The 25,845-nt window shown below is 39.8% G+C and carries 23 protein-coding genes and 2 pseudogenes; 3 read left to right on the top strand and 22 right to left on the bottom strand.

Translation table 11 applies throughout. From position 1 onward, the window contains the following. Positions 1 to 372 precede the first annotated feature (372 nt). The 9 genes and pseudogenes from dnaK to EHW89_RS07415 all read right to left on the bottom strand — a co-directional run bounded on the left by dnaK (position 373) and on the right by EHW89_RS07415 (position 8,606). On the bottom strand, positions 373 to 2,205 hold the full coding sequence (gene dnaK, locus EHW89_RS07375) for a molecular chaperone DnaK (protein ID WP_126467601.1): 1,833 nt from the start codon (positions 2,203 to 2,205) through the stop codon (positions 373 to 375). 211 nt (positions 2,206 to 2,416) lie between these two features. Further along, positions 2,417 to 2,947, bottom strand: a complete 531-nt coding sequence (gene grpE, locus EHW89_RS07380) for a nucleotide exchange factor GrpE (protein ID WP_126467603.1) — start codon at positions 2,945 to 2,947, stop codon at positions 2,417 to 2,419. 60 nt (positions 2,948 to 3,007) lie between these two features. Then, positions 3,008 to 4,042, bottom strand: coding sequence for a heat-inducible transcriptional repressor HrcA (gene hrcA, locus EHW89_RS07385; protein WP_126467605.1), 1,035 nt, complete (start codon positions 4,040 to 4,042; stop codon positions 3,008 to 3,010). Between the two features lie 266 nt (positions 4,043 to 4,308). Further along, positions 4,309 to 5,004, bottom strand: a complete 696-nt coding sequence (locus tag EHW89_RS07390; RefSeq protein ID WP_126467607.1) for a histidine phosphatase family protein — start codon at positions 5,002 to 5,004, stop codon at positions 4,309 to 4,311. Between the two features lie 141 nt (positions 5,005 to 5,145). Further along, a complete protein-coding gene (locus EHW89_RS07395; RefSeq protein ID WP_106384550.1) occupies positions 5,146 to 5,835 on the bottom strand; it encodes a histidine phosphatase family protein in 690 nt (229 codons plus the stop codon). A gap of 199 nt (positions 5,836 to 6,034) precedes the next feature. Further along, complete coding sequence (locus EHW89_RS07400) at positions 6,035 to 7,372, bottom strand: PFL family protein (RefSeq protein WP_126467609.1); 1,338 nt, start codon at positions 7,370 to 7,372, stop codon at positions 6,035 to 6,037. 12 nt (positions 7,373 to 7,384) lie between these two features. Continuing rightward, positions 7,385 to 7,651: an ACT domain-containing protein gene (locus EHW89_RS07405; protein WP_126467611.1), complete on the bottom strand. Its 267-nt coding sequence runs from the start codon at positions 7,649 to 7,651 to the stop codon at positions 7,385 to 7,387. A 111-nt stretch (positions 7,652 to 7,762) separates the two neighbouring features. Beyond that, a pseudogene (locus EHW89_RS07410) lies at positions 7,763 to 7,934 on the bottom strand (LacI family DNA-binding transcriptional regulator); the annotation flags it as partial. 357 nt (positions 7,935 to 8,291) lie between these two features. After that, positions 8,292 to 8,606: a TfoX/Sxy family protein gene (locus EHW89_RS07415; protein ID WP_018543583.1), complete on the bottom strand. Its 315-nt coding sequence runs from the start codon at positions 8,604 to 8,606 to the stop codon at positions 8,292 to 8,294. A 635-nt stretch (positions 8,607 to 9,241) separates the two neighbouring features. On the opposite strand from EHW89_RS07415, the gene EHW89_RS07420 reads away from it, so the two are divergent. Beyond that, positions 9,242 to 12,451 carry an LPXTG-anchored zinc carboxypeptidase gene (locus EHW89_RS07420; RefSeq protein WP_126467613.1) on the top strand — a complete coding sequence of 1,070 codons (3,210 nt, stop codon included), beginning with the start codon at positions 9,242 to 9,244 and terminating at the stop codon, positions 12,449 to 12,451. 186 nt (positions 12,452 to 12,637) lie between these two features. On the opposite strand, the gene EHW89_RS07425 is transcribed toward EHW89_RS07420, so the two are convergent. From EHW89_RS07425 to wecB, 4 genes are all read right to left on the bottom strand, one after another. After that, complete coding sequence (locus EHW89_RS07425) at positions 12,638 to 13,741, bottom strand: glycosyl hydrolase family 8 (protein WP_126467615.1); 1,104 nt, start codon at positions 13,739 to 13,741, stop codon at positions 12,638 to 12,640. Positions 13,742 to 13,749: 8 nt separating this feature from the next. Further along, the gene (locus tag EHW89_RS07430; RefSeq protein WP_126467617.1) at positions 13,750 to 15,060 is read right to left on the bottom strand and encodes a glycosyltransferase family 2 protein; all 1,311 of its coding nucleotides are present in this window, start codon (positions 15,058 to 15,060) and stop codon (positions 13,750 to 13,752) included. A gap of 143 nt (positions 15,061 to 15,203) precedes the next feature. Next, positions 15,204 to 15,992 carry a hypothetical protein gene (locus tag EHW89_RS07435; RefSeq protein ID WP_126467619.1) on the bottom strand — a complete coding sequence of 263 codons (789 nt, stop codon included), beginning with the start codon at positions 15,990 to 15,992 and terminating at the stop codon, positions 15,204 to 15,206. A 1-nt stretch (position 15,993) separates the two neighbouring features. Further along, positions 15,994 to 17,142: a non-hydrolyzing UDP-N-acetylglucosamine 2-epimerase gene (gene wecB / locus EHW89_RS07440; RefSeq protein ID WP_126467621.1), complete on the bottom strand. Its 1,149-nt coding sequence runs from the start codon at positions 17,140 to 17,142 to the stop codon at positions 15,994 to 15,996. Positions 17,143 to 17,603: 461 nt separating this feature from the next. Here wecB and EHW89_RS07445 point away from each other — a divergent pair, with 461 nt between their 5' ends. Both EHW89_RS07445 and EHW89_RS07450 read left to right on the top strand, forming a co-directional pair. After that, entirely contained in the window at positions 17,604 to 18,185 is a 582-nt protein-coding gene (locus tag EHW89_RS07445) for a TetR/AcrR family transcriptional regulator (protein WP_126467623.1), read from the top strand. A gap of 326 nt (positions 18,186 to 18,511) precedes the next feature. After that, positions 18,512 to 18,589 (top strand): annotated as a pseudogene (locus tag EHW89_RS07450) (site-specific integrase); the annotation flags it as partial. A gap of 109 nt (positions 18,590 to 18,698) precedes the next feature. Here EHW89_RS07450 and rpsI read toward each other — a convergent pair. The 9 genes from rpsI to cysS all read right to left on the bottom strand — a co-directional run bounded on the left by rpsI (position 18,699) and on the right by cysS (position 25,844). Then, the gene (gene rpsI / locus EHW89_RS07455) at positions 18,699 to 19,091 is read right to left on the bottom strand and encodes a 30S ribosomal protein S9 (protein WP_003035124.1); all 393 of its coding nucleotides are present in this window, start codon (positions 19,089 to 19,091) and stop codon (positions 18,699 to 18,701) included. Positions 19,092 to 19,110: 19 nt separating this feature from the next. Further along, entirely contained in the window at positions 19,111 to 19,557 is a 447-nt protein-coding gene (gene rplM / locus EHW89_RS07460) for a 50S ribosomal protein L13 (protein ID WP_003026230.1), read from the bottom strand. A gap of 181 nt (positions 19,558 to 19,738) precedes the next feature. After that, entirely contained in the window at positions 19,739 to 20,608 is an 870-nt protein-coding gene (locus EHW89_RS07465) for a DegV family protein (RefSeq protein ID WP_126467625.1), read from the bottom strand. Continuing rightward, entirely contained in the window at positions 20,598 to 21,122 is a 525-nt protein-coding gene (locus EHW89_RS07470; protein WP_126467627.1) for an NYN domain-containing protein, read from the bottom strand. Before EHW89_RS07470 ends, EHW89_RS07465 begins: the two co-directional genes overlap by 11 nt. After that, the gene (gene rlmB, locus EHW89_RS07475; protein WP_126467629.1) at positions 21,119 to 21,847 is read right to left on the bottom strand and encodes a 23S rRNA (guanosine(2251)-2'-O)-methyltransferase RlmB; all 729 of its coding nucleotides are present in this window, start codon (positions 21,845 to 21,847) and stop codon (positions 21,119 to 21,121) included. Before rlmB ends, EHW89_RS07470 begins: the two co-directional genes overlap by 4 nt. A gap of 156 nt (positions 21,848 to 22,003) precedes the next feature. Then, positions 22,004 to 23,134: an ABC transporter ATP-binding protein gene (locus EHW89_RS07480; RefSeq protein ID WP_003026236.1), complete on the bottom strand. Its 1,131-nt coding sequence runs from the start codon at positions 23,132 to 23,134 to the stop codon at positions 22,004 to 22,006. Positions 23,135 to 23,244: 110 nt separating this feature from the next. Continuing rightward, positions 23,245 to 24,117 (bottom strand): helix-turn-helix domain-containing protein, encoded by an 873-nt coding sequence (locus EHW89_RS07485; protein ID WP_126467631.1) that lies wholly within the window; start codon positions 24,115 to 24,117, stop codon positions 23,245 to 23,247. Continuing rightward, positions 24,104 to 24,508, bottom strand: a complete 405-nt coding sequence (locus tag EHW89_RS07490; RefSeq protein WP_003026238.1) for a Mini-ribonuclease 3 — start codon at positions 24,506 to 24,508, stop codon at positions 24,104 to 24,106. Before EHW89_RS07490 ends, EHW89_RS07485 begins: the two co-directional genes overlap by 14 nt. Next, positions 24,501 to 25,844 (bottom strand): cysteine--tRNA ligase, encoded by a 1,344-nt coding sequence (gene cysS / locus EHW89_RS07495; protein ID WP_126467633.1) that lies wholly within the window; start codon positions 25,842 to 25,844, stop codon positions 24,501 to 24,503. The genes EHW89_RS07490 and cysS overlap by 8 nt, the downstream gene beginning before the upstream one ends. Position 25,845: the final 1 nt, after the last annotated feature.

The following is a 25,845-nucleotide window of genomic DNA, read 5'->3' on the forward strand; positions in this document are numbered from 1 at the left end:
CCGTGTTCAGTTACGAACACTCTTTGTTCCTTTCTGTTATTGTTACGAAACGAACCAATATTTATGTCGGGTTCAGTTCCTCTTTATCCAAAAACAGAGGTTGGTTTATCAACCCCTGAATTTATCTGTTACAAATCGGCTACAAGTAAGATTGAGCAAGCACTAAATTATAATCCGCAATCGTTCTTTCCAAGATGTGACAAAGGAGGTTTTAGGATTTTCCTGAGGCACTCCCATCTCATCGTTACGACGGGAGAAGACAAAGACGATTTTTTCTTTGTTTTCGAGCTAGTAAGCCGCCTAGCTCGACCGCCTTATAGTGGCAAGCGTTAGCAGATGAACTGCTTCGAGTAGCCATTTTGCTTTGGCGTCTTATTTCTCAGTAAACTCACCGTCTACGACATCATCACCTTTGTTGTCGTCTGTATTTGTTTGACTGGCTCCTTCCGCTCCTGCTTGAGCTTGTTGGGCTGCAGCCGCTTGTTCGTAAAGTTTCACAGCAAGGGCTTGAGCTTTTTCATTGAGGGCTTCAAGTTTTGATTTCATGTCATCCAAGTTGTTGTCTTCTTGGGCTTTTTTCAATTCATCAAGAGCAGCTTGAGCAGCGTCACGTTCTGCATCAAAGCCTTTGCCTTCTGTTTCTTTGATAGTCTTTTCAGTCGCAAAGATAGCTTGATCCACTTCGTTGCGAAGATCTACTTCTTCTTTACGTTTTTTATCTGCTTCGGCGTTTGCTTCTGCATCTTTCATCATGCGGTCAATTTCTTCATCTGTCAAACCTGAGTTCGATTGGATAACGATATGTTGTTCTTTTTGCGTACCAAGGTCTTTAGCCTTAACAGACACGATACCGTTTTTGTCAATATCAAATGTTACTTCAATTTGAGGAATACCACGAGGTGCAGCAGGAATGTCTGTCAATTGGAAACGTCCAAGTGTCTTGTTATCTGCTGCCATTGGGCGTTCACCTTGAAGAACATGGATATCCACAGCTGGTTGGTTATCAGCAGCAGTTGAGAAGACTTGTGATTTAGAAGTTGGGATAGTTGTGTTGCGGTCAATAAGTTTTGTAAATACACCACCCATAGTTTCGATACCAAGTGACAACGGTGTTACGTCCAAAAGGACAACGTCTTTAACATCACCAGTAATCACACCACCTTGGATAGCAGCACCCATAGCAACCACTTCGTCAGGGTTTACAGATTTGTTTGGTTCTTTACCAGTTTCAGCTTTTACTGCTTCCACAACGGCTGGGATACGTGTTGAACCACCAACAAGAATAACTTCATCAATTTCTGACAAGCTAAGACCAGCGTCAGACAATGCACGACGAACAGGTTCTTTTGTGCGATCCACAAGCTCACGAGTCAAGTCATCAAATTTCGCACGTGTCAAGGTCATTTCTAAGTGGAGAGGTCCAGCTTCTCCCGCAGTGATGAATGGCAAGCTGATTTGAGTAGACGTTACACCAGAAAGGTCTTTCTTAGCTTTTTCAGCCGCATCCTTCAAACGTTGAAGAGCCATCTTGTCAGTTGACAAGTCAATACCATTTTCTTTCTTGAATTCTGCTACCAAGTGGTCGATAATCTTTTGGTCAAAGTCGTCACCACCGAGTTTGTTGTCCCCTGCAGTAGCTAACACATCAAAGACACCGTCGCCTAATTCAAGGATTGACACGTCAAATGTACCACCACCAAGGTCAAATACAAGGATTTTTTCTTCTTTATCTGTCTTATCCAAACCATAAGCAAGAGCCGCTGCTGTTGGTTCGTTGACAATCCGTTCTACTTCAAGACCAGCGATTTTACCAGCGTCTTTGGTTGCTTGACGTTGCGCATCGTTGAAGTAAGCAGGAACTGTGATAACTGCTTTGGTTACTTTCTCACCAAGGTAATCTTCAGCATAGCCTTTCAAGTATTGAAGAATCATAGCTGAGATTTCTTGTGGAGTATATTCTTTTCCATTTGCTGAAACTTTTTCAGAAGTTCCCATTTTTGATTTAATGGAGATAATCGTATCAGGGTTTGTCACTGCTTGACGTTTTGCTGCGTCACCAACGATGATTTCACCGTTTTTGAAAGACACAACAGACGGTGTTGTACGGTTACCTTCTGGATTTGCGATAATTTTGCTTTCAGTTCCTTCAAGAACTGCAACTGCTGAATTTGTTGTACCTAAGTCAATACCAATAATTTTGCTCATTATTTTTTCCTCTTTATTTAGAATTTCTTTTTTGATACTCTTCTTAAGTGGCGACGCCATCAGAGCCTAGCTAAGCCAATCTCTTTATTAAAATTTGCGCAGAGAGCACCACGGTGAAGAGTGTCGCCAATTGTTCACTTCGCTCACGGTTTAGTAGAGCGAAAATATATTTTCTTTCTTCATAGTTTACCGTCGTTTCGGACGAGATTTTTTATTCTGCTACTACTACCATAGCTGGTCTTAGGAGACGTTCATGGAGTTTGTAGCCCTTTTGGAAGACTTGTGCGATGCTTCCAGCTGGGTGATCATCATCTGCCGGCACCGTCTGAATAGCCATATGGAAGTTGTGATCAAACTCACCGTCTGTCGGAACTTCTTCAATTCCTTCATCTTTAAGAGCGGCAATCAAGCTTTCTTGAACCATTTCCAAGCCTTTTTTGACATCCTCAGTCAATCCCTCAACAGCCAAGGCGCGTTCTAAGTTGTCCAACGAAGGAAGGATTGCTTTCCCTAAGTCTTGGCTACGATATTTCTGCAATTGTTGACGTTCTTCATTTGCTCGGCGCTGAATATTTTGCATTTCAGCAGCTGCACGAAGATATTTGTTTTCAAATTCGTCTGCGCGCTCATTCGCCAAGTCCAATTCGGACTTCTCAGGAGCTACCTCTGTTGTTTCTTCAGACATTTCTTCTACCGAAACGTCCTCTTTTTTTGCTTCTTCTTGCTGTTTTTCTTCTGCCACTAGGCACCTCCTTATGGTATTTTAAGTATTTTTCTATCTATAACTATCAGCTCTGTCGCCTTAATGCACTTCATAATGATTGCTACTCAGATATCTATAAAAATCTGTGAGCTTCATCGTTAAAACGCGATTGACAACATTGAGTTGACTGACAACTCGCTGATAATCTAAATTGACTGGTCCAATGACCGCTAGCATGCCAAATCCTCGGTAAGGAATGAGAAATTTGCTAGAGATGAGCGTCAAATTCGCCAGACTACTTTCTCTGCTGTCTGCCACGCGCACCGTCTGCATTTGATCTTCAGCTAAACTATCTCGAATTTCAAAAGCCACTTTTTGCGGTTGATCAAAGAATTGATAACTCTTTAGATCTGAAAAATTCAGCAACTTCACCTTACCAGATACAATGACATTTTCTTTGAAAATATCACTAAAGATATGCTCGAAAAGATCCATAACATTATCGGTCGTTGTAAAATAACGCTGGATAATTTGTGGAATCTCTGTCCGAATCTTATAGTGAATATCAAGAACTGTCTGTCCTAAGAAACGCTCTTGTATCAATTCCTTCAGCTGAATCAAATCACCTCGCAAGAAATTACGGGGAATCATGAATTGACTGGTAATCGTATTGGACTCATCCAAAGTAAAGACTGCTAAAGCTGTATGCTGGCTGAGAATCACAATGTCAAAAGCCGTCAAGCGTTGTTGACTTGGTTCTACATCAAGTGCTACCACCGTACATCCACTTAGCGTTGAAAGAACGTCTGCTGCCTGTTGAAGAACATCCTCTAATTTGAAGAATTCATGGTCAAATGCCTTAATTACTTCGTAGAGTTCATTTTCAGCAAGACGATCAAAGGAAAGGGAATGTTTGACAAAGTATTGAAAACCTGCCACACTGGGTTTGCGCCCGCTTGATGTATGTGCTTTTTCTAAAAGACCTTGTTTTTCAAGAACAGCCATGTCATTACGAATCGTCGCGCTGCTAGACTGGATTGATTCTTGTAGGGATTTGGAGCCGACTGGCTCATGGGTCTTTGTAAAGATGTCAATGATCAAGTTTAAAATCTCATTCTGACGTTCCGTTACCATGACATCACCCCTTTCAGCTTTGAGCTGGGATATGAGATTTTTTGTTTAGCACTCTACACACCCGAGTGCTAACTCATGATTCTATTATACACTCTTCCACACCAAAGTCAAGACAAAAACTCAAAAAATTAGCACTCTTTTTACAAGAGTGCTAAAAATCGGTCCGAGGACCTACAAAATATCTTATAGAAGATGTTATAAATCTTAAGCTTTCCTCAATGTTAAATAAAACCGCAGCAAATTCACACGAATTGCACTACTAAAAACTACTCTTGCTCACCGTCATCCAAATATTTTTTGCCAACAGTGCGGTAAGACATATCTCCGATGCAATCAACTGTGAAGCGACCATTCTCGTATTCAATGACGGTCACACTACCATTGTCTAAACCATGTGGTCTTGTTTGGTCAATGAGGTACACAAATGTTCCAATGGTCATACCGTGGCTAACAATCAGTGCATTGCCACCACCAGCAGCTTCGATTTCTTTGGCAATATCTGAAAATCCTGCCCAAATGCGGCTGCTCAATTTTTCCCAGCTCTCAGCCCAACCAGCTGTATCAACCTCTACCAGACCCTCAGCCAACTCAGGATAACTCAATTGATGAACATGCTCTACATTGAAAACACGGGGCATCACTCCCATAAACAGCTCACCGTCGTAAGCTCCATCGAAACTACCAAAACACCATTCGCGAAGTCGTTTGTCTGTGCGATAAGGAATGCGTCCGGTTAATCCGAGTTCCTCTAGCATAATTCCCATGGTTTGAATCGTCCGCCCGCTATCGCTAGAAAAAGCTTTTGCAAATTGCAGCCCCGACTCGCGAAGTCCAATTCCTAGCTCACGAATTCCACGTTCCCCCACAGCAGTCAAAGGCGTATCAGACCAGCCTTGCGCCCGACCGATGGTATTAAACATGGTTTTCCCATGGCGAACAATGTATAATCTTGTTTTTGCCATATTTTACCTCCGTTTTTCTTACTATATTATATCATTTTTTTGCAGAGAAGCATTTGAGAATGAAAGAAAAATCGGGAGTAAGACACAAGTCACCATTCGTAAAAAATAACTTTTCTCACATTTCTGTTTTTGCGATTATTTCTATTCTTCCAATATCTTAGCACCTACTTGGCGATAAGACATGTCTCCTAACGCTTGAATGGTGAATTTCCCATTTTCATACTCCACGACCGTTACACTGCCATTTTGTACGCCAGGATTTAAAATAATAGACGGATCAATCAAACAAGCAAAGGCACCGATTGTCATACTGTGGCTGACGACAAGAGCATTGCCCCCGCCAGAAGCCTCTACATCTTTTGCAATGGCTGTAAAACCTTCTAAAATACGTCCACTCAGCTTTTCCCAAGGCTCTGCCCAGCCAGCTGTATCCACTTCGACTAGACCGTCTGCCAATTCCTGCAAGGTTAGTTTCTTATAGTCTTCTACATCCAGCACTCGTGGGATCACACCATGAAACAGATCGCCACCATAAGCACCGTCAAAACTGCCAAAACACCATTCACGAATCCGTTTATCAAAGGTATAAGGAATTTTGCCGGTTAAGCCGAGCTCTTCAAGGACAATCCCCATGGTCTGAATCGTCCGCCCAGAATCGCTAGAAAAAGCCCTTGTAAATGTAAGTCCTGATTCTCGCAGACCAATTCCTAATTCATGAATGCCACGTTCCCCTTCAGCCGTAAGCGGCGTATCACTCCAACCTTGCGCCCGACCAATTGTATTAAACATCGTTTTTCCATGACGAATAATATATAACTTCGTTTTTGCCATTTCAATCTCCTTTTCAAAAGAAGAAGCTGGGACAAAAGTGCTCAGCTTCCTTTGCTTATATAGTCATAATTATAAGACGCAGTGGCTGAGTGGACCCTAATACGTTGATAAATCAACTTTTACAGCCCTACTTAACCGTGCGGAGGTGGGACAGAAATCAAGTTTCTACGAAACTACTGATTTCTGTCCCACTCTCATTTTAATTTTTAAAACTATGAATCGGTGCTGGAATTTGTCCACCACGCGCAATAAAATCAGCTGATGAAGCTTTATTGACTCTCATCACTGGCGCAGTCCCTAAAAGACCGCCAAACTCAATCACGTCGCCTTCTTTTCCTTTAGGAATTATCCGTACCGCTGTTGTTTTCTGATTGATAACCCCAATAGCGGCTTCGTCTGCAATCATAGCTGCAATCGTTTCAGAAGGCGTGTCAGCCGGAATGGCAATCATATCCAATCCAACCGAGCAGATCGCGGTCATGGCCTCTAATTTTTCTAAATTGAGAGATCCGTTTTGAACCGCTGCAATCATACCTTCGTCTTCTGAAACTGGAATGAAAGCACCAGATAAACCGCCAACTTGATTACAAGCCATAACACCGCCTTTTTTCACTTGGTCATTGAGTAGAGCCAAGGCTGCCGTTGTGCCATGCGTACCGACTGTTTCCAAGCCCATTTCTTCCAGAACACGGGCAACAGAGTCGCCGACAGCAGGTGTTGGCGCCAAGCTTAAATCAACAATCCCGAATTTAACACCCAGCCGCTCACTAGCCATCTGTCCGACAAGCTGACCGATCCGAGTGATTTTAAAGGCTGTTTTCTTGACTGTTTCCGCCACTACATCAAAACTTTCGCCACGAACTTTTTCAAGGGCACGTTTGACGACACCAGGACCAGAAACGCCTACATTGATGACGACATCAGCTTCGCCAACGCCATGAAAAGCACCTGCCATAAAAGGATTATCCTCGACCGCATTGGCAAAAACAACTAATTTCGCTGCCCCCATGTCAGAAAGTTCTGCAGTTTCCTTGATGACACGTCCCATATCTGCAACTGCTGTCATATTGATTCCTGACTTGGTGGATCCAATATTAACAGATGAGCAAACCTTATCAGTCTCCGCTAAAGCTCGCGGAATGGAACGGATGAGGATTTCGTCCCCTTTTTGATAGCCCTTTTGCACCAGTGCAGAAAAACCACCGATAAAATCAACACCGATTTCTTTTGCTGCTCGATCCAGCGCTTTTGCTAGAAGCACATAGTTATCACTATCTGTCGCAGCACCAATCAAGGAAATCGGGGTCACCGATACACGTTTGTTCACGATGGGAATACCCAGCTCCGCAGCTATTTCATCACCAACTGCCACCAAATTTTTAGCTTTCCTTGTGATCTTTTGATAAATTTTTTCTGCTGCTCGCTCAATATCCGTATCAATACAGTCGAGAAGTGAAATCCCCATGGTAATCGTCCGAATATCAAAATTTTGCTCCTCAATCATGGAAATGGTTTCAGTAACTTGCTTTATATCCATTTTTCACCTCTATTAGATATTGTACATAGCGTCAAAAATCGCTGCACTTTGAATGTTAATTTTAACATTGAGTGTATTGCCAAAGGATTCAAATTCATTGCGCAATTCTGTAAAATCTTTCTTTTCTTCACTAGAAACAACCGCCATCATAGTGAAAAATTCATCTAAAACAGTCTGTGATATATCATCAATATTCAAACCAAGTTCTGCAATTTTGCTAGACACTCCTGCCACAATCCCCGTTCTATCCTTGCCAACAACCGTAATAATTGCTTTCATTTTTTACTCCAATCAACATGCTTTTCCCTATTGTAGCATAAGTAAAGGAAATTTGCATAAACCGAAAGAGAAAAATACGACTTTTATCCCTTAAGCTCTGCCTAATCGTTATCAATTGATTGTTGATTCTTTCCAATGAACACTACAATCCAGCACTTGTTGTTTTTCTTCTTGATGATGCCCCTCAATCTGGTCAATCAAAATCTTGGTTGCCTGCTGGCCTTCTTCAAAAGCTGGTTAGCCTTGTCGTGATACTCGGCGAAGATAAGCTCGTCATCTCGGTCAACGGACTGAACGAAAACTCGTTTACTTCGTCTGAGGGTCGGACAGTCTGACTGAAAACTGGTTCGCTTCGTCCGAGGCTCAGACGGGCTACCTAAAAACTCGTTTACTTCATCCGAGACTCAGACGGGCTGACTGAAAACTGGTTTGCTTCGTCTGAGGGTCGGACAACTTGACTGAAAACTGATGTGCTCTGCCCTAAAGCATTTTGTCAAGTACCTTTTTATGTTTATGGATGATTTTTTGAAAATTGAGCAACAAAAAAACAGCAAACCTATTTTGATTTACTGTTTTGTAATTTGCTATATTATTGTTTTTATTTAATTATTTAATTTCAACAAACTGAAGTTTGTCAATCTCATTTGGCTTTCTTAGGTTTCTTCTCGGGCAGTTCCGTATACATTCCTCCCAGTAATCCTACAATCAAATTCGCATCCTCAAATTTGTCGAATACGTGCATCAGGGTCTTTGATCCTTCATACGGATAACGCAGTTCTGAATCTGCAAGAAGTCTGTCCGATGTCGGCGTTCTCTTTAAAAACAGTTCATTATTACAAATGTCACCTATCAGCTTACCATTAAAATATACAAGGTATCCACCCATCATGGATTTTATGGCAATATCACCAACTGTAGAAAAACATTCACGTACATATTCGTTAAATTCATTCACTATGATTCCTCCCACAAATTCTAATTTATTTACGCCGCTTCACTATTACTTCTTTATTGATTGCTGTCAACTCTAAAACCGAGAGTCATACCATACTATTTTTTTCACATAGTGAATTTCTCATGATATTCAACCTTCCTAAAATCTTTAATATATATGATATTATACCACTTTTAAGACAATTTCCTCATCGTCAAATTTCCTACTCATTCCCAGAAATCGATACAAAAACAACCTACTTTTTCTTCATTCTTTTCAAAATATCTTACCTTTAACAACTTGTCTTAAAAGGTTTCCTTTCTCTAGGGATTAAAGAATATTTCAGTTGCAAAAGTCTTACCTCTAACCTTCTTCGTTAGAACATTGTCAGGCTTTCGAGGCGAAGCTTATTCTTCGATAGTCTTTAGTGTGTGCTTTGGGATTTTCTATCATTCAATTCCTGCCTAAATTCATTACATATCTATTTATTTTGATATATTTCTATTTTTTATCTACGCTTTTGATTGAAACCGTTTACACTTTCTGGTATACTATCTTTGTATACTTCAAATAATAAGGGGAGAAAAATAACAGAGAATAACTAAGAGCTATTTTCGTTATTTTTGCTGCCCTCAATTTCATAAAGGAGGTTTCTTATGAAAAATTCATATAAGAAACGATTGTACACAAATGTTCTCAGCTTGTCAGCTGCCGTTCTTGTTGCAGTTTTAACGCAAGGAAATGCTGCTGCAGATACGCAAGATAGCACGGAGAAGCCTATTACTAACAAGACAGAAACAGTAGTTCCTGCCGAAAAGGCAAGTACGGAAACAAATGCAACAGAAGCAACGGCAACGCCAGATTCTTCATCAGCTGAAGCTCAGCTTCCCACAACAATCAATCAAGAAGAAGCACAGAAATCAGAAAGTGCTCCTTCAATAGACAGTTCGACTTCTACTACAAACGAATCCGAAACAGTGACTCCTGCAACACCTGCAAAACCAGAAACACGAGCAGCTGGAACAGAAGAAAAGAAGGTTCAATTAGCTGATAGTACAGTCCATATGTCTGAAAAAGCTACCATTACTGAGACTGTACAGGAACAAGGAGCCGCTGCTGGCAAGGTGACTTGGAAATTAGATAATAAACCAATCGCTGAATGGAAAACTTGGAATATGGAAAAAGGAGACTTTTCAGGAGATTCCTTTGTCACCATTGAGGAAACAACTAATGGTTCTGACCTCAAACTTTCTCTCAAATTCAATGAATTATTTGGAAATGACTTAAGTCTTCGGACACCAAACAATATCCGCAGAACCTATCGACAATTCATAGGAAATCATGAGCTCGTTGGAACAAACGAAAAATCCGGTCTGACGATTCGAAAAACACTTGTTTTCCGACCGTATGAAAACTTCCATACCCATGATGAAATGCTGGCAGCTATCGAAAAGAGCCGACAAGAAGCTAAAAATGATCGGCTTGTTAAAATCGAAAACATTGGTACCAGCGCTCAAGGACGGAAAATTAAGTTAGGCATTATCAGTTCTGATCAAAAAAGCATTGATGATTACCTCAATTCAACCAATAAAATGGCGCTAACCAAACCTGCTGAAATGTTAGCTGCCCTCAAAGACGGCAAATTAGACTACAAACTTCCTATCCTCATTAACAATACACATGCGGATGAGCAACCTGCTATCGATATTATTACCGGCTTATTCAATTCTTTCGCAACCCAAGACCAAATCAGCTTTAAAACAACTCAAGCAGATGGAACTCAAAAAATTGTAACCCTCTCCGTTAAAGACCTTCTCAAGAAATTCATCTTCCTCTTTGATTTCACAGAAAATCCTGACGGAGATGTTGCCAATACACGTGCACTTGCAAATGGTCTGGATCCTAACCGCGATACGAGCTATCAGACAAACCCTGAAACTCGCACGGTTGCTGGACTTATCAATAAATGGAATCCAATTGCACTTTATGACATTCATGGCTTTGTCAAAGATTTCCTCATCGAACCAGCTACACCTCCGCACGATCCAAACTTTGAGTATGACCTTTTGGCAGACCTCATGCTAGAAAATGCCCACCACATGGGCCGTGCTGGTGTTGCCAATTCCAAGTATGACCACTACATCATTCCTAAACTAGACTGGGGCGATGGCTGGGATGACTCCTTCTCTGGCTACACTGGTGTCTATGCTATGTACCACGGAATATTAGGACATACCGTTGAAATCCCTGAGGGCAATCAAGAATCCTATAAAGCTGGTTATCACGCTGTCCTTGGAGGTATCTCTTACCTGTCCCAAGATCCTAATAAACTCATGGAAATGCGCCTCAACTTCTATCTCCGTGGCATCAACAAGGTTGAAGATCCAAAAGCTGAAAATGAATTAGTTGGACCAGACGGTAAAGTAGTCGGTCGTATCAAACATGGACAAAAGAAATTCTTCCCTGATTACTATGTCATTCCAATGGAACTTGACAAATCCAATGACTCTCAACAAGCCTTTAATATGATTGAATACTTCAAGAGAAATGGGGTTGTCATTCAAGAATTGAAGGAAGATACTGGCGGTTATAAGAAAGGCGATTTGGTTGTTGACATGGCGCAAGCCAAACGTGGCTATGCCAATCATATCCTCTACAAGGGTTCCAACGAATCTGCTTGGGCTGCTATGTATGCAGAACTGCTGGTTAATTTCCCAGATATGAGAGGCTTTAAGGCTGTAGCTGTCTTCAAAGATAAACTCTTTGACGGTAAACTCGGTGAAGTAACTGCTCTTCGTGCTACTCGAACCAGTGAAATTGACCACAAAGCACCGTATTATGTCATTGCCAATACTTCAGAAAGTGCCGTTCGCGCTGTCAATCGTGCAATCCGAGACGGTAAGAAAGTTTATTTGACAGATGACGGCTATATCGTAGATACTCCTACTTTTGCCAACCTGCTGAACAACTTTGCAATTTATGGAGATGCACTGTATAAAGTTCCTCAAGGTCAAGCCTTAAAAGCTTTAAAAGTTTATGCACCGCCTCATCAATATTATTGGGCTGGTGTAGATACTCCTGCTCATACTGCTCTTGCTTTGAAGAATTTAGGATTTGACATTGTCAATACCCCTGAAGAAGCTGATGTGATTGTTTTAGAAAGTGACAACTTTGACAAGTCTCTCCTTGGTCTGAAGCCAACCATTGTAGTAGGCGGAACTGCTATGCAACGCCTTGAAGAACTCGGTGTGGTTGACGGCTTTGACGCAGAACAACTCAAAAATGGTGGTGATTATGAAGGCTTGATGAAAGCGATCATTGATGACAAAGATCCGTTGACTAGTGGTTACAATAAGAATGATCTTTTCTATTCTAACTCTGGAAATTGGATTGCTAAAGTACCTGCAAATTTCAAGACATTAGCTTCGATTGCTGGCAGTGATTATTATATCGCTGGTTGGTGGCCAGGTAATGAACAGTTAGCCAATAAAATTGTAGCTATTTCTGGTAGCTACAAAGAACAACCACTCTTTATTTATGCTGGCAACCCAACAAACCGTCTTCACACGATTCATTTCTACCGTTGGGTATCCAATGCTATCTTTGGCAGTCAATTAGCTCAACTGAAAGATCTTGAGAAAGAACAAAAACCTTCTACTGAAGTTGTTGAAATCATCAATCAAAAACCTCAGGCTGGTCAAGCTACAACCCTACGCTATACTCCTCAACCTCAAATCATGAACGCTACTCGAAAAGCTCAACTTCCACAAACAGGAAGCAAAGAAAATCAAAGCAGCTTGGTTATTGCTAGCATGTTCATTCTTGTCAGTGGCTACTTGCTCCATTTAAAGAAAAAAGAAGAATAGAATACTCTACTAGTAAAAACGAGTCTGAGACAAAAATGTCCCAGACTCGTTTACTTTCTTCTAAAATAAAACTCAATATGCAGTAGTTAAGTAATCCCTAACTAATACCACCAACTCAACCCTACAGGGTGGGGCGACAAAATCAATTTCTTACGAAATACCAATTTGTGTCCACTTCTATTTAGTTTATAAAGCATCTAGTGCAACAAGGGTAATCATGGCTGCTTCGTAATAATTTTCCTTTGACAAATCTTGCATAAAAATATATTTATTTTGCTGAACCAGTTTTCGATATGCTGAATTTCGGCTGGCTGCATAGAAAATCGGAGCGCCAAAACTAGCAGACTGATAATGATTTAGAGCCTTACCTTTTAACGTATAACCAGCATAAAGCACTTCTTGTTTCATAAAGAAATTCATCATTTTATTCAATATATTCTGGCTTTGTTTATCCCGACTTTGCGCTAAATTATATGGCAAGCGACAAGCATTGTAATAATAATCACCGTCATACTTAGAAGCAACAGCTTTTTTCTCAGCTGCCCGCACTGTATCTGCTTCCACCCAAAGGAAATCAGGAAGTAGACCTGTTTTTGATTTAGCACTTATCATTTCCAATTTAGATAGCATGTTTGATCTGATATTTAACCATTGCCTATTACCTGTCAACTTGTAAAAAGCTTGGAACTGAGCTGGAAGAACATCTGATGTTCGCATTAAACGATAGTATTTTGAGTCTGATGTTGCCCAGTTCCCAACTGTCAACACTCCTGTTGTACTATTGTAATTATAAGTCAAAATATCCTTTAAGATTGCCCTAGCCTGTGTATGATATGCATCAGCCTTCTGTGGCCATAATTTAGCTGCTTGAATCAGAGCATACGCAATATAAAGATCGCCATCTGTTGCATTATTGGTTTCGGCTGTAACGACACCATTCTTGACTGTTTGTCGCCATGACATCAGCTGCGTGTTTTTCATGCGATGTGCTAAATAATAATTGTATAAACGTTCAAAATCTTTCTGGCTGGCATACCCTTGCTTTGCCGCTTCAACCGCAGTCACCATTCCATAGCCCTGCGATTCAGACAGCACAACATTTTTTTTCTTATCGTTCGTTGTTTTGACGTAGGCCTTGTCTTTTTGCTGAACTACATAATTTTTTGACCATTGTTGGTAAATCTGATTCTTCAAATGACCTGTACTATTGAATCTAACATAAGTAAAAATAGTAATGATTGCCAATAAAATAGCAACTAACCAAACATATCTTAAATTTGTTCTTTTCACGTTTCCTCCTATCCTGCAAATCGCTTCGTTTTAACCCATTTGGTTCCATCACGGTGGAAGAGTTTGTCCAAGGTCACAGAAGTTACAGCATCAATTGAAACAATGATGAATAGCTGCGAATAAGTAAAGTAAGAAATCAAAGCTAACCAAATCTGCTTAGAAGTTGCTTGACCAAATTGGGAGGCTAGAGCGATATTGATTTGTAAGAGATACAGCATAATCATCAAAAGCCAATTAAACAACATCAATTGCGCAATGTAAATATTACTTGAATCAAATGTAAAAGGAATATGAACACTTGGAACAAATAGATGAACAATAATAGCAATCACATTTGACAAAAGGACAATATCTGATAAAATTATTGCTGCATTAAACCAGAAGAAAACGCAGGAATAATATGCAACTTCTAATTTCACACGCCAATTACTCTTATCAAATAAATGCTTAAAATTTGAAATCACAACTTCATAATTTCCTTTAGCCCAACGTTTTCGCTGCATATAGTAAGTTTTGACTGTCTCTGGTTCTTGTTGGAAAGCTTCAGAATTATAAGCTAGAGCAATCAATTTCCCACTTTGCATAATTTTAAAAGAAATATCCGTATCTTCTGTCAAGGCGCCATTTCGCCACCCACCAATGCTTTTTACAAATTCAGTGTTGATAATAAAGTTTGTGCCAGGAATGCGACCAATTTTAAACATATGCCACATACCAACATGCTGAATTCGTTGCGTCACGACAATCTCTTGATTGATACAACGTGTTAAGAAATTTTGATTCGCATTTCGCGTCTTATTTCGCCCAAAAGATGCCACGTGGCGTTCTGGATCTTCCAGAACTTTCTTAACCAGAAAATAAAGAGCATTTTCCTCTGGCATAGCATCTGCATCATAAACGCAGATATATTCACCCTTCGCCATTTTCAGAGCATCATTTAAAACGCCTGCTTTTCCGCCAGTCCCCTTCCGGTCTGTAATGGTAATATCTCGTGTAGCATATTCTGGCATCGCTTTTACTTTTAACATTTCTTGATAAGTAGTATCTTCACAATTGTCCGCAAATAAAAGCAATTCCACTTTGTCATGTGGGTAATTCATATCCAAAATAGCTCTTGTTGTTTGCGCAATGACCACATCTTCATTATGGGCTGGTACCACAATTGTAACCATCGGATAGCTCTCTAAAGGACTAGTATCTACTTTAAAGTCGCTATGTTTTAGCCAAAAATGAACACCTGAACTCAAAGTAATTAAACTCCAAACCAAGGATAACCAAATGGATACCAGAGTGATAATCATAATCAACTGACTAATCATGTCTCACCGCCTTAAAGTTTTTATTCACTCTGTTATAAATGACTAAATAGCAAATAAATAATACAACGAAGCATAAAGTAAAAAAGATACTAATTGCTAATGCTACCCCGAAAAAAATATTGGTGATCGTCACAAATTTCCTCCTAATATTCTACAATAATGTCTGTTTCAAGTTGTCTTTCTAGATTTTTCATAAAGTCATCAACATCAGAAAACTTTTCATAACTCTCTGAATCAATCAGCAAATAGCCTGATTTGTATTGAACTTCTTGCACACTCTTACTGGTTTTAAAACGCAACAGTAACAATTTAGCAAGCATGCTGTGCTGAAATAATTCTACTAGAGACTGTCCTTCTCCTGAAGATAAAATGAGAAAATTTCCATTTGAAAGATAATAAACTGTTCCTGTTTCTTGCATGCATTTCTTTAAAGTTGCATAGAGGCGCACCAACATCCAACGAAATTCTTTTGGATAAATTTGTTGAAAATAATCATTATGCGCCCAATGAACTAATAAGGCTTGAAAGCTTTCTTCCCGTCCATCTCGAACCGCCTGTAAATGGCTTTCATACAATTCTTTTGCTTGCTCACTATAGTCTTTGACAATAGAAAGATAGGTTCGTCGATGAATATTAACTTGCTTGGCTATTCTCAGAACTACTGGAAAAGTAATCAATAATAAGAAACGCTGATTTGCTGGTATATACACAACACCTGCCACTAAAAACAAAGTTGCTAATACAACGCTAAAAATTAACAGCCAAGTCAGCAACATATCTGGTAAGACAAATACACTCAAGATAGCAAGAGCAATCAAAATAATTTCAACATGAAAAATACTACTCGCAAAATAGAAACTATAACCAACAATTGCTAAAATTACGATAATTAGTAAAGCAATTGTCCATTCCAGTTCTTTTTTTCGATACATCTTATTCTCCTATCACAAAATTTTTTGGTCTGGCTGCATAACCAAAGTAATGCGCAATCGCCTCTACAATTCGCTCAGATGCTCTGCCATCACCATACGGATTGCTAGCTTGAGACATTTGATGATAAACAGTCTCATCTGTCAACAATGTCTCCATAGCCTCGCGAATATTCTCACTTTCTGTTCCAACTAACTTCAATGTCCCAGCAGTCACGCCTTCTGGTCTCTCTGTCGTATCACGCAATACAAGCACCGGTTTTCCTAAAGAAGGGGCTTCCTCTTGGACACCTCCAGAATCAGACATAATGAAATAACTTCTCGCTGCAATATTATGAAAATCCACAACATCTAAAGGCTCAATTAGATGAATCTGCGGATGATTGCTAAGAATTTCCTTTGCTGCCTCTTGAACGGCTGGACTTAAATGAACAGGATAAATGACCTCAACATCACCGTGCGCTTCGACCACTTGCCGCAAGGTTCTAAACACACGACGCATTGGTTCTCCTTGATTTTCACGACGGTGCATGGTAACGAGAATAAGCTGATGATTTGATGGTATTTGCTCCAAAACATCATGATGATAATTCTCTTGAACAGTCAATTTTAAAGCGTCAATCGCTGTATTCCCTGTAACAAATATGTTTTTTTCATCATGATTTTCCTTAATGAGATTTTCTTTACTTTGCATCGTTGGAGCAAAATAAAAATCTGTTACAGCATCTGTCATTTGACGATTCATTTCTTCTGGAAATGGAGAATACTTTTCCCATGTCCTCAAACCAGCTTCCACATGTCCAATTCGAACTTGATTATAAAAAGCTGCCAAACTTGTTGCAAATGTTGTCGTTGTATCTCCATGTACCAAAATGATGTCAGGTTTCACTTCTTTTAAAAGTTTGTCCAGTTGGTTTAAAATTTTTACTGTAATATCCGTTAATGTTTGACTTTTTCCCATGATGTCCAAATCAATATCTGGTTCAATGTTAAAGGTTTGCAATACCTGATCTAACATTTGTCGATGTTGGGCAGTCACAACTGTCATGGTCTCAAATTTTTCTGATTGTTTTTTCAATTGAAGAATAAGTGGAGCCATCTTGATAGCTTCAGGTCTTGTACCAAAAACGACCATTACTTTGATTTTCCTCACGACTTCCTTCTTATAACAGAATGACACAAATAAAAACGCCTAGCTAAAATAAGACAGCCACCCCCTACTATACACTAATATTGTACCGCTTTAAATTTATACCGTCAATATCTTAGCATACATTCTATATGATTTTGTCCTATTATTTATGTAAAATTTAGTTTCTTACTCAGCACTCTTTTTATAATAGTAAAATTATTATGTATTAAAAATAGTGCACTTTTACTATTACATCATAATTAGACTATTCTATCAATATTTTTGCTTATCCTATTTTTACAATACCATTCACAGATGTTAATTCTATCTTAAACAAAACACAGATTCATGACAAATATTATTTTTGTTAAACTTAATAAATAGCAATTTCAAAAGGATTGCATTAACATTTTTATTACTCACTTTTTCTTGCAATCTTTTTCTCTTTTCATTATACTAAAAAGAGAGAAGAGTTGTTTTATATGGTAAAAGGTAATCAACAAAAGATTTTGGATGCTTTCTATGACTTAGCAATGCAAAATCCCAATGAAGCCAATCTCTCAATGAGTGACCTTGCCAAAAAAGCTGGCATTTCACGTCAAGCAATTTACAAACATCATTTCAATAGTGTTGACGACATCATTGAATCCATTCATGAGAGCATTGATAAACCTGTTTATGAGGCTTTTTTAGAATACAATACACTAACAAATAAAGACCCATTTCTTTTCATTGCAGATAATATTTTCCCTATTCTTTATGAAAATCGAAAATGGCTAAAAATGCTGTATTCTAGCTCAACAGATCCTTATTGGACCAATTATTTAAAAAAGATTTACACAAAATGGGCACTTGAAAATATCAAACCGAATCAATCACTTGTTGATTTGCCAGATGACTTTATCATCTCTTTACTGGTGCATTATGTGATTGCCAACATTGAAGTATGGATAGCCCAAGAAAAGCCACTCCCACCACAAGTCTTCAAAGAAAAATTTTTAACCCTTGTTCATTCTTCTCTTGACCAATACATCTCACTAGACGAAGATGATCATATAGACTAGAAAAAAGAACCCGAAAAATCGAGCTTTTAGAATATAGCTATTTTTCCTAGCTGGTAATTTTTGACAGAATAGCCCATACAATCAATATGTTTGTAGAGGCTGTTTTTGTATCTCTTTTTCCTTGGTTTGTAACAGCAACATTTAAACAGTGCTCTGACTTTCATATAATTTAGAATTCAACAAAGAAAGAAATGATTTATCTACTTTTGAAGTAATCATCAGACTACAATTTACTACTTATATGACTGATGATGACAAACATTAGCGTAAAAATAGTGTGTAAAATAGGAAGCACTCTGGTAAAACTTCATAAATACAACTGCATAACTAAAAACTACATCAATACCTCTAACATCGTTCCAATGGCTGTTGGAGAGATTGCCTATCGCAACCTTAAAAAATAATGGTGTGAATTTGGTGTGAAAAGTGGTGTGAATTTTGCTAAAAATCACTAAAAAAACACCCCATGGTGTGAACCATGAAGTGTTGTAAAGTCTGTATTGTAGCCGTTTCTTAACGTTTTGAGAATTGTGATGCTTTACGAGCTTTCTTAAGACCTGGTTTCTTACGTTCTACCATACGGGCATCACGTGTAAGAAGACCAGCGCGTTTGAGTGAGTCGCGGAAGTCTGGGTCTACTTGAAGAAGGGCACGGGCGATACCGTGACGGATAGCTCCTGCTTGACCAGCGTAGCCACCACCGAGAACGTTTACGAGAACATCGTATTGACCAACAGTTGAAGTAACTGCGAATGGTTGGTTGATGACAAGGCGAAGATCAGCATGTGGGATGTATTCTTCAACATCTTTTTTGTTTACAGTAATTTTACCAGTTCCTGGAACAAGGCGAACGCGTGCAACAGCGTTTTTACGACGTCCAGTACCTGCATATTGTGCTTGTGACATAGCTTATTTGTTCCTTTCCTTAGATAAGTCCTGAAATATCAAGAACTTCTGGTTGTTGTGCAGCGTGCGTGTGTTCAGCGCCTACGAATACTTTCAATTTCATACCTTGAGCACGGCCAAGAGTATTATGTGGAAGCATACCTTTAACTGATTTCTCAATCAAACGAACAGCATTTTTAGAACGAAGTTCACCAGCAGTGATTGATTTCAATCCACCTGGGTACATTGAGTGAGTGTAGTAAACTTTATCAGTTGCCTTTTTACCAGTTAATTTTACTTTTTCAGCATTGATAACAATCACAAAGTCACCTGTATCAGTATGAGGTGTGAAAGTTGGTTTATTTTTTCCACGAAGTACGCTTGCTACAACAGCAGAAAGGCGTCCAAGAGGTACATCAGTAGCGTCTACTACATACCATTTACGTTCAACTTCACCTGGCTTAGCCATGTATGTTGTTTTGTTCATGATTTCTCCTATATGAATATCGTTTTTGTTTACAAGGCGGATGTTCCGGTCCGCAAGTTATTTGGAAGGTTCCGGGGCCTTACAAATGGGGTAAACAATACCGTTTACTATCATACCAAATTTTAGGGGTAAAAGTCAATATATTTGATAAATTATTTATGAAAGAACGGTTTCATTTCGCTTAATCTTGATTTTCATGGGCAATACTGAATAGTCCCAAAGTTCCAGGACCCGTGTGAGTGGAAATGACTGGTCCTAATGGTAAAATTAAAACTTCATTGACTTGCTCAGAGGCAAGAAGCTGATTTTTTAAGACTTGAGCCACCTCTTGGCTGTCTGCTCCTGCATAGGCAATTACCACGCGCGGATCGGCAATATCTTCCAAGGTCATGCGCACCACCTCAGTTTGAGCCTTTTTCTTCCCACGGACTTTAGCCACAGAATCCAGCCTTCCATCTCCCTTAACTGCAATTACTGGCTTAATATTGACTAAACTTCCCATAAGAGCTGCAGTCTTTGAAATTCGTCCTCCCCGCATGAGGTGATTTAAGTCATCTACTAGAAAATACGTTTTCACTTTTGGCACTAAAGATTTTATTAAGGCTACTACTTGTTCCAAACTTTGACCGACAGCTTTCGCTTCCACCGCTTTCATCACCAGAATACCTTCTCCCATAGACGCCGCCTTGGTATCAATAATCTGAATAACCGCTTCTGGAAAATCTTCTAAAACTATATCCCGTGCCATGACCGCACTCTGATAAGTTCCTGACAAGACTGAAGCAAAAGCAATATAAAGGACTGGCATGCCGATCTCAGCATAGTGACGAAAGATAGCTTCAAACTGACCGACATTGATTTGGCTGGTTGTTGGCTGGCTCCCTGCTTCCATTTTAGAGAGGAGCTGCTCACTCGTCAGTTTCTTATCCCCGACCGTTTCATAAGTTATTCCGTCCAACTGAATAGTCAAACCAAGGATTTGAACATCATTTTTCAAAGCCCAGCTTTCTGGAAGGTCTGCGGTTGAATCAGTTAAAATTTTAAAAGTCATCTTTCTTTTTCTCCATCATTTTCTGTAAATCGCGCAAGGTTGGATTGTCCATAGGACGCAAAGGTGGTTTTCCCATTTGAAGCTGTTGACTCATTTGATTCAGATCCGACTTTGTAACAGCTACTCGTTTTTCTAGTTCACGAGCCGAAACACGCAAAGCCCCTTGAGCAAAGACAGTCCACTGCTCATTTAAGTCGCTCGTTGCCACAGATACCTGATTTCTAGGATTGTTGAGATCAGTTGCCAAACGCTCAATGTAATCGTCTGCTGTTTCTTCTTCCTCAGTGAACACAACCGTAACATTGAATTCATCATAAGTCTGGCGAACTCCCGGCATATACTGCGCATCAAACACACAGATAATTTCCAACTGTTCAAAACTGGCGTAATTACTGAGTTTGTTAAGCAGAATGGTTCGTGCTGTATCTAATTCCCCTTTATTAAATAAAGAACGAGTCTCCTGCCAAAATGCTACCATATTGTAGCCATCTACTAATAAAATTTTCCGTTTCATAGGCGATTTCTAAACACTTCATACATGAGAATAGCCGCCGCCACACTAGCATTCAAGCTCTGCACATGTCCATTCATAGGAATGGTAAGCATTTCATCAACTTGCTTTTTAATATTAGCAGAAATGCCCTTGCCTTCATTGCCGATAATCAGAGCTAATTTCCCTGCTGTATTCCACTTAGTCGAAGGGGTGCCATTCATATCTGTGCCAAAAATCCAAAAACCTGCATGTTTTAGTTTATCCAGAGCTTGGCTGAGATTGGTCACACGAGCAATGGGAATATGCTCCACTGCACCAGTAGAGGTCTTTGCGACGACCGGCGTGACACCAACCGCTCGATGCTTAGGAATAATGACGCCTGTAACATTTGTCGCGTCAGCTGTCCGCAGAATCGAGCCTAAATTATGTGGGTCTGTTAGACCGTCTAAAATGAGCAGCAGAGGATTCTCTTCTCGCTCCGCCATTTTCAACATCGCTTCAAATTCTGTATAGGCAAATTCTGAAACACGCAAGACAAAGCCTTGATGAACGGCACCGCCTGTCATTTCTTGCAGTGTTTTTTTGCTAGTCCAAGAAATAGAAACCTTTTTTTCTGCTGCCAAATCTTTCATCTTAGCAACATTTTTCCCACGTAGATCATCTTGAATATAGAGTTTATTTCCAGTATTGGCCATGAGAGCTTCCGTCACAGCATGTACACCGTATACAATATCGTTATTTTCCATAACTTTAGTATAACATAAAATTTAAAATGCTTCTTCTTATTTATAAATCACTTTATGGTTAAATCCCAAATTTTCTTCTGTAAAAAAACGCAGGAGTCTTGCATAAAACAAGGCATCCTGCATTTTCTTATTAATTTATTCTAGAGGCGTTGTAAATTAGTAAACTGTCTTTTCTGTTTCTGGATCAAAGAAGTGTGCTTTGTTCAAGTCAAAGCCAAGGTCAATACCTGCTCCAGCTTTGAGGTAATCACGAGCGTCTACTTTGGCAATAAATTCATTATCTGCAATTTGGCAATACAAATGAGATTCAGAACCAAGTAATTCAGATACAGAAATTTTAGCATGTACAACTGAATCTGGGAAGGTTTCAAGGAAAGCAGCTTCTGTATTGATGTCTTCTGGACGAATACCAAAAATGAGTTTCTTGCCTTCATAGCCTTTTTCACGAAGTACCTTCAAGGCACCTTCTGGTACTTTCAGAGAAAGGTCTTGTGCTACAATTTCATCACCTTTCAAAGTTACATTGATGAAGTTCATCGCTGGGCTTCCGATAAAGCCTGCAACAAATTTATTGACTGGGTTTTTGTAAACTTCTTGTGGGGTACCGATTTGTTCTATACGTCCAATTGTCCCCGTTCCTGAAGGATTCTTTGTTGCAGACATGATAACGATACGATCAGCCAAAGTCATTGCTTCTGTTTGGTCATGGGTAACATAGATAGTGGTTGCCCCAATACGACGGTGGATTTTAGCGATTTCTGCACGCATAGATACCCGCAATTTCGCATCCAAGTTAGAAAGTGGTTCGTCCATAAGGAATACTTTTGCATCACGAACAATAGCACGTCCCATGGCTACACGTTGACGTTGACCACCTGAAAGGTCAGCTGGTTTACGATCCAAGAATTCTTTCAAACCAAGAATGTCCGCTGCTTCATTTACACGTTTTTCAATATCATCCTTGCTGTATTTACGAAGCTTCAAACCAAAAGCCATATTGTCGTGCACGGTCATATGTGGATACAAAGCATAGTTTTGGAAAACCATAGCAATATCACGGTCTTTTGGCGCTACGTCGTTCACCACGCGCCCGTCAATTGAACATTCACCTTCTGTAATATCTTCAAGACCAGCAATCATACGAAGTGTAGTAGATTTCCCACAGCCTGAAGGTCCTACGAAAACGATAAATTCTTTATCTTTAATATTCAAGTTGAAATCTTCTACAGAGTAGTGTTCGCTGTTTGGATATTTTTTGTAAATGTTTTTTAAATTTAATTCTACCATAAGATGGAACTCCTTTGTTATTATGATTTTATTATATATGAAAACGCTTCATTATCCTATGGCAAAGTGAACAAAATAAAAAAAATGTTTTGTGCAGGATGCACAAAACATTACACTAAATCATTGATGACAATATGGTAACACAGGGTCAAATCTGTCAGGTCTTTTAGCTGTAAGCCCGTCAGTTCTTCCCATTTATCAATGTGATACTGTAAGGTGTTCCGATGAATATACAACTGCTGGGCAGCTTTTGTCACAACTGCCGTGTTTTCCCACAAAGCTGCAATAATATCAACGAGCTGATCCTGACTTTCAATCAATTGATGAAGTTTCTTCGTTAAAATTGGCAATATGAAATCCTTTTGACCAATCCCCCACAAAAAGAGGTGGGAAAAAGAATGCACATTGGAATGTTGAACCTGCTCCCACCATTTGACAAAAAGAGCATTTTCCGCTTGAAAAAGTTCTGGATAACTTTCTTCAAAAATTAGAGGCCAAATTTGCCCGATTTGAATCGTCAGAGTTAAGCTAAAGTCATATTCGATAGCCGATAAAGTATCACGGAGAACATCTTTTACAGGGACTAATTGCGTTTGATCCAGCACAAAGATGTAATCCTGAGAGGACAGCTGAAAATCTGCTATTCTATTGGGCAGTATGGTTCGCATCATTTCCAACCAAGACCCAATCGTTTCCTTTTCATAATGGAATAAATGACAATGGACGAACTGTAGCTTTTGAACGTTTTGAGGCATTTTGCCACGGTTATGAACCAAATAATCATACCAAGGTCCACCATCAAATGCAGAGTCTTTCCCAGTCAGTAAAGAAATAAGTTCTTGCTCTCGCTCTGTCAGACTGCTTTTTTTTAATAACAACCATTGCTTACTTGAAATGGGAATTGCCACTTCATCCTCTTTTGCATTTGGATTGGATTGAAGCCTCCCTTGAGGGAACCATTCTAAAAGATCAGTTTTTGTCATGATGTGCGCCCTCCACTCTCACAATACACCAATCAATCAGCTCTTCTAAACGCTTGATTTGATCGGTCATGTGTAAATATCCCAGAACGGCTTCAAAACCTGTCGACATGCGATAGGTTACAATATCTGCGTTTTTAGCTTTAGTATGGCTATTAGCATTGCGTCCACGCTTATAAATGTCTTCTTCCTTTTCTGTCAGAATTTTTTCTTCCAACATTTGAGAAATGAGGTTAGCTTGCGCACGAGCTGACACATACTTGGTTGCTTCTCTGTGAAGCTGGTTCGGTTTTGTCAAGCCTTGGAAAATCAAGTGACGACGGATATAAGTTGAGTAGATAGCATCGCCTTCAAAAGCCAAGGCAATACCATTTATAAGATTGACATCAATCACGGATCCACCTCACTCCGTCCTTGGTATCTAAAAGCTTGATCCCTTTAGCTGCCAATTCATCACGGATTTTATCAGCTGTTGCAAAGTCCTTAGCAACACGCGCAGCTTGGCGCTGCTCAATCAAGGCTTCAATATCCGCATCCAGTACCTCTTCTGTAAAGACAATACCAAAAACTTGCAGAAGCTCAGCAAAAGCGCTTTTCACCTCTTGATTGTAATGACCGGAATTAATCCACTTAGCTAGTTCGAAAACGACTGTAATGCCATTTGCTGCATTGAAATCTTCATCCATAGCAGTGGTGAATTTATCCAGAAAAACCTGCAATTGTATCAGGTCAACCGTTCCCGTAAAGGGTTGCTCGTAAGTATTTTTCAGATATTTCAAATTCACTTCCGCATCGTGAACGGCTTTTTCTGTAAAATTGATAGGCTTGCGGTAGTGCTGAGTCGCAAAAAAGAAACGCAAGACTTGTCCGTCAATGGTTTTAAGGGCATCGTGGACGGTAATGAAGTTCCCCAGAGACTTAGACATTTTGACATCATCAATATTGACAAAGCCATTATGCATCCAGTAGTTGGCAAAGGTCTTTCCAGTTTTAGCTTCTGATTGAGCGATTTCATTAGTATGGTGCGGAAATTCTAAATCAGCTCCACCGCCATGAATATCAATCGTATCTCCCAGAATTTCTGTCGCCAGGACGGAACATTCGATATGCCAGCCTGGACGACCAGGTCCCCATGGGCTGTCCCAGAAAATCTCGCCCGGTTTAGCCGCCTTCCAGAGGGCAAAGTCCACTGGATTTTCCTTGCGGGTGATCTCCTCATCTGTCCGACCAGAAGCGCCTAACTCTAAATCAGCCAAGGTTTTGTTGGCTAGTTTGGCATAATTGTGAGACTTTTCCACTCGGAAATAGACATCGCCTTCTGACTCATAGGCGTAGCCCTTATCCACCAAAGTCTGCACAAAATCAATGATGTCCATCATGTAGTCCACTACGCGCGGGTGCTGGGTAGCTGGTTGAACCCCCAGCGTCGTCACATCTTCCCGAAAAGCCGCAATGTACTTGTCTGCCACTTCCTGAGGTGTGATCCCCTCTTCCTTAGCTCGATTGATAATTTTATCATCCACATCGGTGAAATTAGAAATATAAGCCACCTCATACCCACGATACTCAAAATAGCGCCGAATCGTGTCAAAAGCAACGGTGGAGCGAGCATTGCCGACATGGATATAGTTATAAACGGTCGGCCCGCAGACATACATCTTGACCTTGCCCTCTTCCAGAGGGACAAATTTACGCAGACTGCGGGTCATAGTATCATAAATTTTGATCATA

It is taken from the genome of Streptococcus periodonticum, from assembly GCF_003963555.1.
In the GTDB taxonomy this organism is placed as follows: domain Bacteria; phylum Bacillota; class Bacilli; order Lactobacillales; family Streptococcaceae; genus Streptococcus; species Streptococcus anginosus.

Coding starts and splice junctions, on each gene's coding strand:
- dnaK (WP_126467601.1), bottom strand. CDS start 2,205: ATGAGCAAAATTATTGGTATTGACTTAGGTACAACAAATTCAGCAGTT.
- hrcA (WP_126467605.1), bottom strand. CDS start 4,042: ATGGTAACGGAACGTCAGAATGAGATTTTAAACTTGATCATTGACATC.
- EHW89_RS07390 (WP_126467607.1), bottom strand. CDS start 5,004: ATGGCAAAAACAAGATTATACATTGTTCGCCATGGGAAAACCATGTTT.
- EHW89_RS07395 (WP_106384550.1), bottom strand. CDS start 5,835: ATGGCAAAAACGAAGTTATATATTATTCGTCATGGAAAAACGATGTTT.
- EHW89_RS07400 (WP_126467609.1), bottom strand. CDS start 7,372: ATGGATATAAAGCAAGTTACTGAAACCATTTCCATGATTGAGGAGCAA.
- EHW89_RS07405 (WP_126467611.1), bottom strand. CDS start 7,651: ATGAAAGCAATTATTACGGTTGTTGGCAAGGATAGAACGGGGATTGTG.
- EHW89_RS07420 (WP_126467613.1), top strand. CDS start 9,242: ATGAAAAATTCATATAAGAAACGATTGTACACAAATGTTCTCAGCTTG.
- EHW89_RS07430 (WP_126467617.1), bottom strand. CDS start 15,060: ATGATTAGTCAGTTGATTATGATTATCACTCTGGTATCCATTTGGTTA.
- EHW89_RS07435 (WP_126467619.1), bottom strand. CDS start 15,992: ATGTATCGAAAAAAAGAACTGGAATGGACAATTGCTTTACTAATTATC.
- EHW89_RS07445 (WP_126467623.1), top strand. CDS start 17,604: ATGGTAAAAGGTAATCAACAAAAGATTTTGGATGCTTTCTATGACTTA.
- rpsI (WP_003035124.1), bottom strand. CDS start 19,091: ATGTCACAAGCACAATATGCAGGTACTGGACGTCGTAAAAACGCTGTT.
- rplM (WP_003026230.1), bottom strand. CDS start 19,557: ATGAACAAAACAACATACATGGCTAAGCCAGGTGAAGTTGAACGTAAA.
- EHW89_RS07465 (WP_126467625.1), bottom strand. CDS start 20,608: ATGACTTTTAAAATTTTAACTGATTCAACCGCAGACCTTCCAGAAAGC.
- EHW89_RS07470 (WP_126467627.1), bottom strand. CDS start 21,122: ATGAAACGGAAAATTTTATTAGTAGATGGCTACAATATGGTAGCATTT.
- rlmB (WP_126467629.1), bottom strand. CDS start 21,847: ATGGAAAATAACGATATTGTATACGGTGTACATGCTGTGACGGAAGCT.
- EHW89_RS07480 (WP_003026236.1), bottom strand. CDS start 23,134: ATGGTAGAATTAAATTTAAAAAACATTTACAAAAAATATCCAAACAGC.
- EHW89_RS07485 (WP_126467631.1), bottom strand. CDS start 24,117: ATGACAAAAACTGATCTTTTAGAATGGTTCCCTCAAGGGAGGCTTCAA.
- cysS (WP_126467633.1), bottom strand. CDS start 25,844: ATGATCAAAATTTATGATACTATGACCCGCAGTCTGCGTAAATTTGTC.